The 14,407-nt window shown below is 74.1% G+C and carries 11 protein-coding genes; 4 read left to right on the top strand and 7 right to left on the bottom strand.

The features are described 5' to 3' along the window. The first annotated feature begins 67 nt into the window (after positions 1-67). The gene (locus tag CP977_RS27130) at positions 68-757 is read left to right on the top strand and encodes a TetR/AcrR family transcriptional regulator (protein ID WP_062751623.1); all 690 of its coding nucleotides are present in this window, start codon (positions 68-70) and stop codon (positions 755-757) included. A 126-nt stretch (positions 758-883) separates the two neighbouring features. Here the strand turns inward: CP977_RS27130 and CP977_RS27125 are convergent, their stop codons facing one another. From CP977_RS27125 to CP977_RS27105, 5 genes are all read right to left on the bottom strand, one after another. Continuing rightward, complete coding sequence (locus tag CP977_RS27125; protein WP_152370970.1) at positions 884-2,020, bottom strand: XdhC family protein; 1,137 nt, start codon at positions 2,018-2,020, stop codon at positions 884-886. Between the two features lie 40 nt (positions 2,021-2,060). Further along, entirely contained in the window at positions 2,061-3,527 is a 1,467-nt protein-coding gene (locus CP977_RS27120; protein ID WP_062751625.1) for an NCS2 family permease, read from the bottom strand. Positions 3,528-3,729: 202 nt separating this feature from the next. Next, positions 3,730-6,135, bottom strand: a complete 2,406-nt coding sequence (gene pucD, locus CP977_RS27115; protein ID WP_062751626.1) for a xanthine dehydrogenase subunit D — start codon at positions 6,133-6,135, stop codon at positions 3,730-3,732. A gap of 2 nt (positions 6,136-6,137) precedes the next feature. Further along, complete coding sequence (locus CP977_RS27110; protein ID WP_062751627.1) at positions 6,138-6,725, bottom strand: (2Fe-2S)-binding protein; 588 nt, start codon at positions 6,723-6,725, stop codon at positions 6,138-6,140. A gap of 1 nt (position 6,726) precedes the next feature. Beyond that, positions 6,727-7,617 (bottom strand): FAD binding domain-containing protein, encoded by an 891-nt coding sequence (locus CP977_RS27105; RefSeq protein WP_062751628.1) that lies wholly within the window; start codon positions 7,615-7,617, stop codon positions 6,727-6,729. Positions 7,618-7,925: 308 nt separating this feature from the next. On the opposite strand from CP977_RS27105, the gene CP977_RS27095 reads away from it, so the two are divergent. Continuing rightward, positions 7,926-9,623, top strand: a complete 1,698-nt coding sequence (locus CP977_RS27095; RefSeq protein ID WP_062756785.1) for a PucR family transcriptional regulator — start codon at positions 7,926-7,928, stop codon at positions 9,621-9,623. A gap of 323 nt (positions 9,624-9,946) precedes the next feature. After that, positions 9,947-10,735: a hypothetical protein gene (locus CP977_RS27090; protein ID WP_152370969.1), complete on the top strand. Its 789-nt coding sequence runs from the start codon at positions 9,947-9,949 to the stop codon at positions 10,733-10,735. Between the two features lie 33 nt (positions 10,736-10,768). On the opposite strand, the gene CP977_RS27085 is transcribed toward CP977_RS27090, so the two are convergent. After that, positions 10,769-12,424, bottom strand: coding sequence for a WD40 repeat domain-containing protein (locus CP977_RS27085; protein WP_109184299.1), 1,656 nt, complete (start codon positions 12,422-12,424; stop codon positions 10,769-10,771). A gap of 64 nt (positions 12,425-12,488) precedes the next feature. Then, positions 12,489-13,322 carry a GntR family transcriptional regulator gene (locus tag CP977_RS27080; RefSeq protein ID WP_062751631.1) on the bottom strand — a complete coding sequence of 278 codons (834 nt, stop codon included), beginning with the start codon at positions 13,320-13,322 and terminating at the stop codon, positions 12,489-12,491. 193 nt (positions 13,323-13,515) lie between these two features. On the opposite strand from CP977_RS27080, the gene CP977_RS27075 reads away from it, so the two are divergent. After that, positions 13,516-14,382, top strand: a complete 867-nt coding sequence (locus CP977_RS27075; protein ID WP_062756786.1) for a (2Fe-2S)-binding protein — start codon at positions 13,516-13,518, stop codon at positions 14,380-14,382. Positions 14,383-14,407: the final 25 nt, after the last annotated feature.

Raw genomic sequence — 14,407 nt, 5'->3', positions numbered from 1 at the left:
CATTATGCACGCGGTGCGTGCAACGCCAAGTGCATGCGTTAGGGTGAGAGTTGGCGAGAGGAGTGGAATGGCGGGTCGAAGGCGTTGGTCGACCGAGGAGATCCTGGATGCGGCGGCGGAACTGCTGCGCACGGGCGACGCGGAGTCGTTCAGCGTGCGCAAGCTCGCCGCGGTCCTCGGGACCGACTCCTCCAGCCTCTACCGGCACTTCCGCAGCAAGACCGAACTGTTGCGCGCGGTCGCCGACCGGATCCTCCTGGCCGCCATGGACGGCTACCGCGCCGAGGGCGACTGGAAGCAGCGCATCACCGCCCTGGCCCTGCGCGTGAGGGAGGCGTTCGGCCGGCAGCCCGAGCTCGCCGCGATCTGGGGACGGTACGCGTCGGGCGGCGCCGGTTCCCGGCTGGTCATGGAGGAGGTGCTGCAGGCCCTGCGCGCGGCGGGACTGCCCGACGAGGAGATCCCGGCGCACTACCACCGGATCGCGGTCCTCGTCGCCGCGCTGATCGCCTCCGAGGCCGGAGTCGGCACGATCGGCCCGGAGGAGTACGAGCAGGGCATGGAGCTGTTCCGCGTCGCGGTGCTCGGCGCCGACCCCGAGCGCTTCCCCGCCCTGGCCCACTTCGCCCGCGACATGCGCCCCCTCGGGGCGGACCGTCCCGCCGCGTTCGAGGAGATCCTCGCCGCCCACCTCGCCCACGTCGAGGCCGCGATCGGTCCGGGCCGGACGCCCCGGGGCCCGTCCGGCGGATCATGACCGGACGGGCCCCGGAGGGTGTCTTGCCGCCCGGGGCCGGGCGGCCCGAGGAGCGCCTTGCGCCCGGGGGCGGCGGCAGGTCCTGGGAGTGCACCTCCACCAGCGGCCCGCGGGAGGGTCCTCGGGTCAGGCCACGGACCCTATCCGGCCCAGCGGCCCCCGGGGCCCGTCGTGGTGGATCGGGGTGTGGGCGCCGGTGAGGGAGGCGCCGGTGCCGCCGCGCCGGTTGGCGACGATCTCGGCGCCGATCGAGAGGGCGGTCTCCTCCGGCGTGCGGGCGCCGAGGTCGAGGCCGATCGGGGAGCGCAGCCGTGCGAGTTCGATCTCGGTGACGCCGACCTCGCGCAGCCGCTCGTTGCGGTCCACGTGGGTGCGGCGGGAGCCCATCGCGCCGACGTAGGCGACGGGAAGCCGGAGGGCGACCCGGAGCAGGGGGACGTCGAACTTGGCGTCGTGGGTGAGGACGCACAGGACGGTCCGGCCGTCCACCTCCGTGGACTCCAGGTAGCGGTGGGGCCACTCCACGACGACCTCGTCGGCCTCGGGGAAGCGGGCCGGGGTCGCGAAGACGGGCCGGGCGTCGCAGACGGTGACGCGGTAGCCGAGGAACTTGCCGACCCGGACGAGCGCGGCGGCGAAGTCGATGGCGCCGAAGACGATCATGCGGGGGGCGGGGACGGAGGACTCGACCAGGAGGGTCAGGGGCTGTCCGCAGCGGCTGCCGTCCTCGCCGATCTCCACGGTGCCGGTGCGGCCCGCGTCGAGCATCGCGCGGGCCTCGCCGGCGGCGGTGCGGTCCAGCTCGGGGTGGCCGCCGAGCTTCCCCTCGTACGAGCCGTCGGGGCGGACCAGGAGGGCCTTGCCGAGCAGGTCGTCGGGACCGGAGACGATCCGGGCGAGGGCCGCCGCCTCGCCCTCGACGGCGGCGGCGAGCGCGGCGGAGAAGACCCCGCCGCGGATCGGGGTGACGAGGATGTCGATGATTCCGCCGCAGGTCAGGCCGACGGCGAAGGCGTCCTCGTCGCTGTAGCCGAAGCGCTCGACGACGGTCCGGCCGTCTTCGAGGGCCTGGACGCACAGGTCGTAGACCGCGCCCTCCACGCACCCCCCGGAGACCGATCCGATCGCCGTGCCCTCGCCGTCGACGGCGAGTGCGGCGCCCGGCTGCCGGGGCGCGCTGCCGCCGACCGCCACCACGGTGGCGACGGCGAAGGCTCGTCCCTGCTCGACCCACCGGTGCAGCTCTTCGGCGATGTCCAGCATCTCGGTTCTCCTTGGGGGTGCGGGGAGGGCGGTGGGGGCGTCAGCCGACGCCGAGCCAGCTCTCGATCGGATGGATGGCGAAGTACACGATGAAGATCGCGGTCAGGCCCCACATGAAGGCCCCGACCTCCCGCGCCTTCCCCTGGGCGGTCTTGATCACCGCGTAGGAGATGACACCGGCGGCGACACCGGTGGTGATGGTGTACGTGAACGGCATCAGGACCACGGTGAGGAAGACCGGGATCGCCACGGAGCGGTCGCTCCAGTCCACGTGCTTGGCGTTCTGCATCATCATCGAGCCGATGACGACCAGGGCCGCGGCGGCGACCTCCTGCGGCACGATCGCGGTGAGCGGGGTGAAGAAGAGGCAGAGGGCGAAGAAGCCGCCGGTGACCACGGAGGCCAGGCCGGTGCGGGCGCCCTCGCCGACTCCGGTGGCGGACTCGACGAAGACCGTCTGGCCGGAGGCTCCGGCGCCGCCGCCGATGACGCCGCCGGCGCCGTCGATGAAGAGGGCCTTGGAGAGGCCGGGCATGCGGCCCTTGTCGTCGGCGAGCTTGGCCTCGGTGCCGACGCCCAGGATGGTGGCCATGGCGTCGAAGAAGCCGGCGAGCACCAGGGTGAAGACGATCATGGTGATCGTGATGTAGCCGACGTCGCCCCAGCCGCTGAAGGAGACCTCCCCGAAGAGGGAGAAGTCGGGGGCCGAGACCGCGCTGCCGTCGAGCTCCGGCGGACCGGAGAACCAGGCCTTGGCCGGTATGTCGGCGACCGCGTTGAGGACCACCGCGACGACCGTGCCGACGACGATGCCGATGAGGATGGCGCCGGGGATGTTGCGGGCCTGGAGGGCGAAGATCAGCAGCAGGGTGAAGGCGAAGATGAGGACGGGCCAGCCCTGGAGCTCGCCGGCCGGGCCGAGGGAGACGGGGCCGCCGCCCGGGGCGGGGTTCTCGTGGACGAAGCCGGCCTTCACGAAGCCGATGATCGCGATGAAGAGGCCGATGCCGATGGTGATGGCGTGCTTCAGGGCGAGCGGGATCGCGTTCATGATCATCTCGCGGAGGCCGGTGACCACCAGGAGACAGATCACGGCGCCGTACGCCACGGACATGCCCATGGCCTGCGGCCAGGTCATGACGGGGACGACCTGCGAGGCCATGACGCCGGAGACGCTGAGACCGGCGGCGAGGGCGAGCGGGACCTTGCCCCAGAAACCCATGAGGAGGGTCGTCGCGGCCGCGGCGAGGGCGGTGGCGGTGATGAGCGCCGGCTGGCTGAGCAGATTGCCGTCTACGTCCTTGCCGCCGAGGATCAGGGGGTTGAGCAGGAGGATGTACGCCATCGCCATGAAGGTGGTGACGCCGCCGCGGACCTCCGTCGCGACGGTGGATCCTCTCTCCGAGATGTGAAAGTACCGGTCGAGCCAAGACCTGCCGGCGGGGTTGCGCGAGCCGGAGCCCGCGTCCTCGGCGCTGGTCTTGGGCTCCACTGACGACTGGGTCATGGGGCCTACTCCCAAGGTTCAAAGGGGCACCCGCGTCGGACTTCGAAGGGTTCTGGTCCGGCTGAAGCCGCGGGATTTGGGATGCTGCGTGGCTGCACGACCCGGGGGACGGCCCGAGACGAACGGGGTGGTGCGGGGGGCTCCGGGCGGTACGGGCGGGGAGGGTGACGTTCCCGGGACGGGCCGTACCGCCCGGAGGGTCCTACAGGGTGCCGGTGAGCGCCTCGGGGCGGACCGGCGTCTTGTTGAGCTCCAGGCCCGTCGCGTTCCGGATCGCCGCGAGGACGGCCGGGGTGGACGACAGGGTCGGGGCCTCGCCGAGTCCCCGCAGGCCGTACGGCGCGTTGGGGTCGGCGAGTTCGAGCACGTCGACCGGGATGGTCGGCGTGTCGAGGATCGTCGGGATCAGGTAGTCCGTGAAGGAGGGGTTGCGCACCTTCGCGGTCTTCGGGTCCACGATGATCTCTTCCATCACCGCGACGCCCAGGCCCTGGGTGGTGCCACCCTGGATCTGGCCGACGACGGAGAGCATGTTGAGCGCCTTGCCCACGTCCTGGGCGGTGGCGAGCTCGATGACCTTGACGAGGCCGAGCTCGGTGTCCACCTCGACGACCGCGCGGTGGGCGGCGAAGGTGTACTGGACGTGGCCGTCGCCCTGGCCGGTGACCAGGTCGAAGGGGACGGTCGGGCGGTGCCGGAACTCCAGCTCGACGTCGATCGGGTCCTCGCCCTCCAGGACGTCGGCGAGGGTCGCGAGGACCTCGCCGCCGTCGGTGACGACCTTGCCGCCCTCCAGGAGGAGTTCGGCGGTCGCCCAGGCGGGGTGGTACGAGCCGTTCTTGCGGCGGCCGATCTCCAGGACCTTCTCGCGGACGGCCTCGCAGGTGTTCTTCACCGCGCCGCCGGTCATGTACGTCTGCCGGGAGGCGGACGTGGAGCCGGCGGAGCCGACCTGGGTGTCGGCCGGGTGGATGGTGACCTGCGTGACGCCGAGTTCCGTACGGGCGATCTGGGCGTGCACGGTGACGCCGCCCTGGCCGACCTCCGCCATGGCCGTGTGGACCATGGCGACGGGCTCGCCGTTGATGACCTGGAGGACCACGCGGGCGGTCGAGTAGTCGTCGAAGCCCTCGGAGAAGCCGACGTTCTTGATGCCGACGGCGTAGCCGACGCCGCGGACGACGCCCTCGCCGTGCGTGGTGTTGGAGAGGCCGCCGGGCAGCGCGCGGACGTCGGCCTGCTCGCCGGCGGCGAGCCACTGCTGCTCGGGCGGCAGCGGGCGGGCCTTGACCCGGCGGAGCAGTTCGGCGACCGGGGCGGGCGAGTCCACGACCTGTCCCGTGGGCATGAGCGTGCCCTGTTCCATGGCGTTGATCTGCCGGAACTCGACCGGGTCCATGCCCAGCTTCGCCGCGAGCTTGTCCATCTGCGCCTCGTACGCGAAGCACGCCTGGACCGCGCCGAAGCCGCGCATCGCGCCGCAGGGCGGGTTGTTGGTGTAGAGGGCGACGGCCTCGATCTCGACGTCGTCGACCACGTACGGGCCGGCGCCGAGCGAGGAGGCGTTGCCGACGACGGCCGGGGAGGCCGAGGCGTAGGCGCCGCCGTCGAGGACGATCCGGGCCTTGAGGTGGGTGAGCTTGCCGTCCTTGGTGGCGCCGTGCTCGTAGTGGAGCTTCGCCGGGTGGCGGTGCACGTGGCCGAAGAAGGACTCGAAGCGGTTGTAGACGATCTTGACCGGCTTGCCGGTGCGGAGCGCCAGGAGGCAGGCGTGGATCTGCATCGACAGGTCCTCGCGGCCGCCGAAGGCGCCGCCGACGCCGGAGAGCGTCATGCGGACCTTCTCCTCGGGCAGGCCGAGGACGGGCGCGATCTGGCGCAGGTCGGAGTGGAGCCACTGGGTGGCGACGTACAGGTCGACGCCGCCGTCCTCGGCGGGCACGGCGAGGCCGGACTCGGGGCCGAGGAAGGCCTGGTCCTGCATGCCGAAGACGTACTCGCCCTCGACGATCACGTCGGCCCGCTTGCGGGCCTCCTCCACGTTGCCGCGGACGATCGGCTGGCGGTGCACGATGTTGGGGTGCGGGACGTGGCCGGCGTGGTGGTCGTCGCGGCCCTCGTGGATGAGGGGCGCGTCGGGGGCGAGCGCGGAGGCCTCGTCGGTGACGAGCGGCAGCTCCTTGTACTCGATCCTCACCTTGGCGGCGGCGCGGCGGGCCGTCTCGGGGTGGTCGGCGGCGATCAGGGCGACCGGCTCGCCGTGGTGCCGCACCCGGCCGTGGGCGAGGACGGGGGTGTCCTGGATCTCCAGGCCGTAGTTCTTCATCTCGGCCGGCAGGTCGTCGTAGGTGAGGACGGCGTACACGCCGGACATCGCCAGGGCCTCGGAGACGTCGATGGAGACGATCTCGGCGTGGGCGACGGTGGAGCGGAGGGTCTGGCCCCAGAGCATGTCCTCGTGCCACATGTCCGAGGAGTACGCGAACTCTCCGGTGACCTTGAGGGTGCCGTCGGGGCGGAGCGTGGACTCGCCGATGCCGCCCTTGGTGTGGTTCTGGGTGACGTTGGTGGGCGTACCGGCGGGGACGGTACGGGTGTTCTGCGCCATGGTCAGACCGCCTCTCCCTGGCGGGCGGCCGCGAGGCGGACCGCGTCGAGGATCTTCTCGTAGCCCGTGCAGCGGCACAGGTTGCCGGAGAGGGCCTCACGGATGTCCTGGTCGGACGGGTCGCTCTGCCGCTCCAGGAGCTCGTCGGCGGCGATCAGCAGACCGGGGGTGCAGAAGCCGCACTGGACGGCGCCGGCGTCGATGAACGCCTGCTGGATGGGGCTCAGTTCGACGCCCTCGCCGGTCTGGGAGTCCTGTCCCGGCTTCGCCTCCCACCTCTTGGCGGCGTCGAGGGAGGTGCCGCAGGAGCCGGTGCCGCAGGAGCCGTGCTCCGTGCGCTCCTTGGCGAACTCGGCGAGGCCCTCGACGGTGACGACCTCGCGGCCCTCGACCTGGCCGGCGGCGACGAGGCAGGAACAGACGGGGACGCCGTCGAGGCGGACCGTGCAGGAACCGCACTCGCCCTGCTCGCAGGCGTTCTTGGAGCCGGGAAGGCCCATCCGCTCGCGCAGGACGTAGAGGAGGGACTCGCCCTCCCAGACGTCGTCGGCCTCCTGCGGACGTCCGTTGACCGTGAAATTGACGCGCATGTTATGCAGCTCCCTCAAGCGTGCGGCCGGTGCCGCGGTACTGCTCCCAGGTCCAGCCGAGCTGGCGGCGGGCCATGATGCCGACGGCGTGGCGGCGGTACTTCGCGGTGCCCCGGACGTCGTCGATCGGGTTCGCGGCGCCCGAGCAGAGGTCGGCGAACTGCTTCGCGACCGACGGGGGGATGATCTTCCCGTTGTCCCAGAGGCCGCCCTCCTCCAGGGCCGCGTTCAGGAAGGCCTCGGCCTCCTTGGCGCGGATCGGGGTCGGCGCGGCGGAGCCGATGCCGGTGCGCACGGTCCGGGTCTCCGGGTGGAGCGCGAGACCGAAGGCGCAGACGGCGATGACCATCGCGTTGCGGGTGCCGACCTTGGAGTACTGCTGGGGGCCGTCCGCCTTCTTGATGTGGACGGTCTTGATGAGTTCGTCGGGCTCCAGCGCGTTGCGCTTCACGCCCGTGTAGAACGCGTCGATCGGGATGAAGCGGCTGCCGCGCACCGACTCGACCTCGACCTCGGCGCCCGCGGCGAGCAGGGCCGGGTGGGCGTCGCCGGCCGGGGAGGCGGTGCCCAGGTTGCCGCCGACGCCGCCGCGGTTGCGGATCTGCGGGGAGGCGACCGTGTGCGAGGCGAGGGCCAGGCCGGGCAGCTCGGCCCGCAGGTTCTCCATGATCCGGGTGTACGGGACGGAGGCGCCGAGCCGGACGTTCTCCTCGCCGACCTCCCACTCGCTCAGCAGCTCGATACGGTTCAGGTCCAGGAGGTACTCGGGGCGCCGGTGGTCGAAGTTGATCTCGACCATGACGTCGGTACCGCCCGCGATGGGCACGGCCGTGGGGTGCTCGGCCTTGGCGGCGAGCGCCTCCTCCCAGCTGGCGGGGCGAAGGAAGTCCATGGTGGCTCTCTTCTAGTGGTTCAGGTGATCGGATGATCGGGGGGTGCGGTGGGCCCGGGAAGACGGCCGGCCCTCGTCTTGTTCATGTGCTGTTCACGCGGTGTGTGGCCTAGTACACAAGCCCACGTTCTCCTGGGTGCAGTCACCGAAAACATGAAGGAGTTGGCTGGCGCCCATCGTCGTCTTGTAGATTCGAACGAAAGACGGTGAACGGAAACCTCACCGTTTTCCCCTGGAAACGGTGGCACCACGCCACCGACGACAACGCGACACCCACGACCACTGACGAGAAGGACGGCGGCGACACCATGCGGCTGCGCGCACTGCTGGAGAACGACGCGCTGGGGCTGCGGCTGCTCGGCGGCGAGGACGAGCTGGACCGCACCGTCCGCGGCGTGATGACGACGGACCTCAAGGACCCCAGCCGCTACCTGTCGGGCGGGGAGCTGGTCCTGACCGGTCTGGCCTGGCTGCGGGAGCCCGCGGACGCCGAGCCCTTCGCCCGGATCCTGGCCTCGGCCGGGGTGGCGGCGCTCGCGGCGGGCGAGGCGGAGCTCGGGGACATCCCCGACGATCTCGTACAGGCGTGTTCGCGCCATCGGCTGCCGCTCTTCGCGGTCAACGAATCCGTTGCGTTCGCGACGATCACCGAGCACGTTGTTCGACAGGTGTCCGGCGAGCGGGCCGGGGACCTGGCGGCCGTCGTGGACCGGCACCGGCGTCTGATGACCTCCGGACCGGCGGGCGGCGGCCCCGAGGTCGTGCTCGACCTGCTCGGCTCCGACCTGGACCTGCGGGCCTGGGTCCTCTCCCCCACCGGCCGCCGGATCGCGGGCGCCGGGGAGCCCCTGGACAGCGGGCTCGCCGCCTCCCTGGCCGGTGAGCACCTGGCCGCCGTCCGGACCGGCCGGCGCGGCCCGCACCGGGTGTCCGGCGGCGGCACGACGTACTCGCTCTTCCCGATCCGCAACACCGGCCGGGGCGCCGCCCCCGCCGTCCGGGACGTGCGCGAGACGGTCCTCTCGGACTGGCTGCTCGCCGTCGAGGCGGACGCCGGGGACTGGCCCGCCGCCCGGCTGGACCTGCTCCAGGGCGTGACCCAGCTGATCGCGGTCGAGCGGGACCGGCGCGACGCGGCCCGTACGGTACGGCGCCGGCTGGCCCAGGAGGTCCTGGAGCTGGTGCAGACGGGCGCCGCGCCCGCCGAGATCGCGGCCCGGCTGCGGGTGGCCGCCCCGGTGCTGCTGCCCGGCCTCGGCACGGCCCCGCACTGGCAGGTCGTCGTGGCCCGGGTGGACTGGGAGCAGGAGGCCGGCCAGGGGACCCCGGTGGACGGCGGCCCGGTCGCGCAGGCGCTCCTGGAGGAGATCCTCGTGGACCCGGCGGCGATCGGCGCCGAGTCCGCCGACCGGATCGCCGTCGCGCACAGCGGGGACGAGGCCATCGCGCTGGTGCCGCTGGCGGCCGGGCCGCTGCCGGAGAGCGAGGACGAGGGCGGTGCCCCCGCCGTCGGGCTGCACGCGGACGCGCTGCTCGCCGCCGTACGGGCCCCGCTCTCCGCCGGTCTCGCCGACGACGGGCGCCTGACCCTGGGCGTCAGCGCGGCCGTGCACTCGGCGGAGGGTCTGCGCGGGGCCCTGGAGGAGGCCCGGCACGCCCGCCGGGTCGCCGCGGCCCGGCCGGGCCGGGTCTGCGCGGCCGGGCACCACGAGCTGGCCTCGCACGTGCTGCTGCTGCCGTTCGTGCCGGACGACGTCCGCCGGGCGTTCACGGCCCGGCTGCTCGACCCGCTGCGGGACTACGACCGGCGCCACCGGGCGGAGCTGATCCCGACCCTGGAGGCGTTCCTGGACTGCGACGGCTCCTGGACGCGCTGCGCGTCCCGGCTCCACCTGCACGTGAACACGCTGCGGTACCGGGTGGGCCGGATCGAGCAGCTCACCGGCCGCGACCTGTCCCGCCTGGAGGACAAGCTCGACTTCTTCCTGGCCCTGCGGATGAGCTGAGCACCTTCGGCGAAGACCCGGAAGGCATCCGGAAGAACATCCGGAAATTCACTCCTTCGGAGGAGTCCGAAGGAGTGACGTACGGGCTGGTGGGGGCCAGCCGGCCGGGCCGGTCGACGGGCCCGGCCGGAGCCCGATCCCAGGCCCGGCGGCGATCTGACGGGTCGTCGGGGACGCCCCGAAGGGTGGTCACCGCACCGATCGCCCCTTTGTGAAATCTTTCACCCGACCCCTTGGCCGGGTGCGGCCCTTCGTGCTGAGATGCGGGTCTTACTCAACAGCTCGATGGCGCGCTCGGGGAGGGCAATGTGGCGGATACCGCCATGTCTGGTTCCGAATCAAGGGATGGCGAAGATCCGTCCCTCGCCCACGGCAAGGAGACTCCCGTGGAGACCGCCGTATGGCGTCTCCGCTCCCGGGGCTGCTGGACGGACGCGGCCGCGCTGCTCGCGCCGCGCGCCGCCGAACCGGCCGTGGCGCTCGAACGGGCCGCGCTGCTCATCGAGCGCTGCCTCTACACCGAGAAGGGCTGGGCCGACGCCGAGGAGGCGCTGCGGACGGCCGAGGCGGTCGCCCGCACGGACGAGGAGCGCGGGGCCGCCGCCTGCGAACGCGGCTACCTCGCCTACGCGTCCACCCTCCTCGGGGTCCGCGACCGGGCCGACGAGGCCCGGATGGCCCTGGGCCGGGCGGCGGCGCTCATCGCCCCCGCCGCCGAGGGCCGGCCGCTGCTCGACTTCCGGCGCGGGCTCGTCGCCCAGAACCTCGGCGACTCCCCGCAGGCCGCCCGCGCCGCGTACCGCAGGGCGCACGCGGGGGCCACCGCCCAGGGCGACTCGCTGCTGCTCTCCTCCACGTGGCGGCACCTGGCCGGACTCGCCCTGCGCGAGGGCGAGTTGGCGGAGGCGCGACACGGCTTCGCCGAATCGCTGCGGATCCGCGAGGAGTTGGGCTACCTGGTCGGTACGGCTCCGGCGCTCACCGCCCTGGCGACCACGGAGACGGAGCCGGAGGCCGGGCGGCTGCGGGCGGAGGCGCGGCGCCTGTTCCGGCTGCTCGGCGGGGTGCCGACCTGGCTGGCGGCCCAGCTCGCCCCGCACCCGGCCACGTGAAGGTCACTTCGTTCAAAGCTTATTGACAGCCCGTCACTTCTTCGCCGCGAGGCACAGCAGGCTCTCGTCGGTGCCGACGAGGAGGGATCCGGAGCCGGTGACGGCGACGGCGCGGACCGGGGGGCCCGGCCGGAAGGAGAGCTTCGGACCGCCCTCCGGCCGGTGCAGCTCCACGAGCCCGTCGCCCCAGGCCACGGCGACCAGGGGCCCGTGCGGGGTCTCCGCCGCGTGCAGGGAGACCACCGGCGAGCGGCGGTCGGCGAGGGGTTCGGGGACCGGGTCGCGGCCCGGGGTCCAGAGCCGTACGGTCCCGTCGGCGCCGCCCGAGCAGACGAAGGGGGTCGCGGAGTCCACCGCCGCGACCGCCGTGACCCGGCCGCTGTGGGAGGCCGCCTGGTGGAGGCCGGTGAGGCCGAAGGCGTGCACGGAGCCGAGCCGGTCCCCCACCACCACCGACCCGCCGATCGCCGCGAGGGCCGTGCCGGGATGGCGGGCGAGGGTCGCGGAGACCGCCTCGGTGAGGCGCTCCAGGTACGGGGGCCGAGAGGCCGTTCCCCGTACGGTGTGCAGCCGGCCCCGGTCGTCCAGGATCAGCACCGTGCCGTCCGGCGCGGGCGCGAGGGCGGTGATCCGGCCGGGGACGGCGTGCGCCAGGCGCCCGGCGGAGCCCGCGTCGGCCTCGCGCAGCAGGCGTACGGTGCCGGTGCGGTCGCCCACGAGCAGGGTGCCCTCCAGGGGGCCGCCCGCCGCGCCGAGGACGGTGACGGGGCCCGGCCAGGGCGGGGTCAGGTCGCCCCGGTGGCGGGCCCAGCGGAGCCGCCAGGGCGCGCCGGCCGCGAGCTCGGCGAGGGTGGGGCGCAGCCGGGGGTCGGCCCCGTCGCCGAGCGCGGCGAGCAGCACCAGGGCCCGGTCCGCCGGGGGCTGGGCCCGGCAGAGCGACTGCCCGGCCCGCATCCAGGCGGTGCGCAGCCCGCCGTGGCCGTCGGCGGTCTCGCCGGAGGGTTCGGGCCCGTCGAGGGTGCCGGGCACGCCGGCCGGGGCGGAGCCGGTGACGTACGCCGTGGTGACGAGCAGCGGGTCGGCGGCGCAGACGGCCGCCGGGTCGGAGAGGTCCGGCAGCGGCCGGGCGGGCTCCTCGACCGGGTCGAGGGGGCCGGGGCCGCCGTCCAGGTCCACGACGGCGACCCGGGGGCCGGCGCGCAGGGCGGCGAGGGCGGGGGTGTCGTCGCGGGCCTCGACCACGAGCCGGACCCGGCCCACCTCCGCGAGCTCCGTGACCAGCCGGGCGAGCGCGTCGGGTTCGGCGGCGGCGTGCAGGTCCGTGAGGAGGAGGACGGCCCGGCCGGTGGGCCGCGCCTCGCTGGTGGCGAGGGCGCCGACGAGGTCGCCCGGGGTGCCGGCGACCACGCCGAGGCGGTCGGCGACGGCCCAGGCCGTGCCGAGGGCGCTCTGCCCGGCCAGCGGGACGAGGACCCGGGCGGGGCGGCGGCGGGTGCGGCCGGAGCGCGGGCCGTGCGCGGCGAGCCAGCCGAGCAGGGCCGTCTTGCCGCTGCCGGGGGCGCCGGTGACGAGGCAGAGCCGGGGCGCGTCGGGGTCGGTGAGCCAGCCGAGCAGGGCCGTGGCCCCGGGTTCCGTACCGGTGGTGGGCCGGCGTCCGTCCCAGGCCGGGGACGGGGTCGCGGACGGCATGGGGACACCTCACGGACGGCACGGGCGAGCGGCTGACGCCCACGACCTTAGTGGTCCCGGGCGCTCAGCACTCCGATCCGGTGAAGTGCTCCCGTACGAGGGCCCGGACGACCGTCAGGTCCCGGGCGATCAGGGCGTCGAGCAGGGCGGTGTGCTCGGCGGCGTCGGCGACGAGGACGCCGTGGCGGAGGGTGGGCGCGCTGATCAGGGGCCACTGGGAGCGGCGGTGGAGGTCGTCGGCGACGGCGAGGAGCTGCTGGTTCCCGGCGAGGGAGAGGACGGCCCGGTGGAAGGCGCGGTCGGCCTCGGCGTAGTGGGCGCGGTCGCCCCGGGCGGCGGCCGTCGCGGTGGCCTCGGCCAGCGGGCGCAGCTCGGCCCAGCGGGCGGCGGGGACGGTGCGGGCGAGCCGCAGCATGACGGGGACCTCGATGAGGGCGCGGATCTCGGCCAGCTCGGCCAGCTCGCGGGGGGTGCGCTCGGTGACGCGGAAGCCGCGGTTCGGCACGACCTCGACGGCGCCCTCGACGGCCAGGCGCTGCATGGCCTCGCGGACGGGGGTGGCGGAGACGCCGAAGCGCTCGGCGAGGGCGGGCGCGGAGTACACCTCGCCGGGGACCAGGTCGCCGCCGACGAGGGCGGTGCGGAGCGCTTCGAGGACCTGCCCGCGCACGGAGTGCCGCCGTACGGAACGGGGGACGAGCCCGGCCGGCTCGCCGTGGGTGTGCTCACCGCGCGCGTCCGGGGCCGCGTCCCCGCCCCGGGCCTGGCCGGGTACGCGGACGAACCGGGTGTCCGCCGTCCCGGCCGGGTCCGTCGGGTCCCCGTGCGCGGCGTCGGCGGGGGGCGAGGCCGGGGACGGGGTCTCCGTCGTCCGCTCGCGCGCCGCTCCCTGCTCCACCCGGGTCCTCCTGGGGCCTCGTGCCGGTCCCGGCTCGCGTCGCGCGGGTCCTCTGTGCACCATAGGCGAACGGGCCGCCGTCAGGGGTGTGAGAGACGCCTCGCAGGTCGGAACGGTGTGCTGGTGGTGAGACAGCCGATCGAATCGGGTAAGGTAAGCCTTACCTGCCAACGATCGCGATTCGGTGGTCCGCATGACCGTCCCCGCCCTGCTGTCCTCCCCGCCCGCCTCGCCCGTCGCGGCCTCCTACGCCCGCCTCGCCGAGGTCTTCTCGTACCTGCGCATAGAGGAACACGCCCCGGGCGCCCTCCTGCCGCGCGGCGAGGGCTGGGTCGGCGCCGAGGCGCTCGCGGCCGGCGGAGCCGAGCTGGACGCCTTCCTGGCCTGGGACGACGAGCAGGTGCTGCGCGACTACGGCACCCGGGCCCGCCCCGACGTCGTCGCCAGTTTCGGACTTCACCGCTACGCCTGGCCCGCCTGCCTCCTGGTCACCGTCCCCTGGTTCCTGCACCGCCGGGTCCCCCGCCTGCCCGTGCGGAACGTGGCCTTCCAGCGCACCCTCGGCCGCATGGCGGTCCGGATCGAGGAGTTCGCCTGCCTGCCGGACGACCCCGCCGCGGCCCTGCCCGGCGCCCGGGTCGTCGCCGACGAGGAGGCGCTGCGGGCCGAGGTGCGCTCCTCGCTCGCCGAGCACTTCGAGGCGGTCCTCGACGGCTTCGGCTCCCGGATGCGGCGCGGCCGCCGGGCCCTGTGGGGGATGGCGACGGACGAGATCGTCGAGGGCCTCTGGTACGTCGGCACCCTGCTCGGCGAGGAGCGGCGCGCGACGGAGGAGCTGGACCTCCTCATGCCGGGCACCGCCAAGCCGTACAAGCCGTACGCGGGGGCCGCGGGCTTCCGGGAGCTGCCCGGCGCCGAGGGGTCGGACGGCGCCCCGCTGACCACCCGGGACCGGGCCACCTGCTGCTTCTTCTACACGCTGCGCCCCGAGGACACCTGCGTCACCTGCCCGCGCACCTGCGACGCCGACCGGGTCCGTCGGCTGACCGCGGCCGCCTGACGATCACACCACCCGGAAGGGTGGC

This window comes from Streptomyces cinereoruber, assembly GCF_009299385.1.
In the GTDB taxonomy this organism is placed as follows: Bacteria; Actinomycetota; Actinomycetes; order Streptomycetales; family Streptomycetaceae; genus Streptomyces; species Streptomyces bikiniensis.
This window is presented reverse-complemented; position numbering and strand designations above follow the sequence as displayed.

Coding starts and splice junctions, on each gene's coding strand:
- CP977_RS27125 (WP_152370970.1), bottom strand. CDS start 2,020: ATGCTGGACATCGCCGAAGAGCTGCACCGGTGGGTCGAGCAGGGACGA.
- CP977_RS27095 (WP_062756785.1), top strand. CDS start 7,926: ATGCGGCTGCGCGCACTGCTGGAGAACGACGCGCTGGGGCTGCGGCTG.
- CP977_RS27110 (WP_062751627.1), bottom strand. CDS start 6,725: ATGCGCGTCAATTTCACGGTCAACGGACGTCCGCAGGAGGCCGACGAC.
- pucD (WP_062751626.1), bottom strand. CDS start 6,135: ATGGCGCAGAACACCCGTACCGTCCCCGCCGGTACGCCCACCAACGTC.
- CP977_RS27090 (WP_152370969.1), top strand. CDS start 9,947: ATGTCTGGTTCCGAATCAAGGGATGGCGAAGATCCGTCCCTCGCCCAC.
- CP977_RS27075 (WP_062756786.1), top strand. CDS start 13,516: ATGACCGTCCCCGCCCTGCTGTCCTCCCCGCCCGCCTCGCCCGTCGCG.
- CP977_RS27085 (WP_109184299.1), bottom strand. CDS start 12,424: ATGCCGTCCGCGACCCCGTCCCCGGCCTGGGACGGACGCCGGCCCACC.
- CP977_RS27130 (WP_062751623.1), top strand. CDS start 68: ATGGCGGGTCGAAGGCGTTGGTCGACCGAGGAGATCCTGGATGCGGCG.
- CP977_RS27120 (WP_062751625.1), bottom strand. CDS start 3,527: ATGACCCAGTCGTCAGTGGAGCCCAAGACCAGCGCCGAGGACGCGGGC.
- CP977_RS27105 (WP_062751628.1), bottom strand. CDS start 7,617: ATGGACTTCCTTCGCCCCGCCAGCTGGGAGGAGGCGCTCGCCGCCAAG.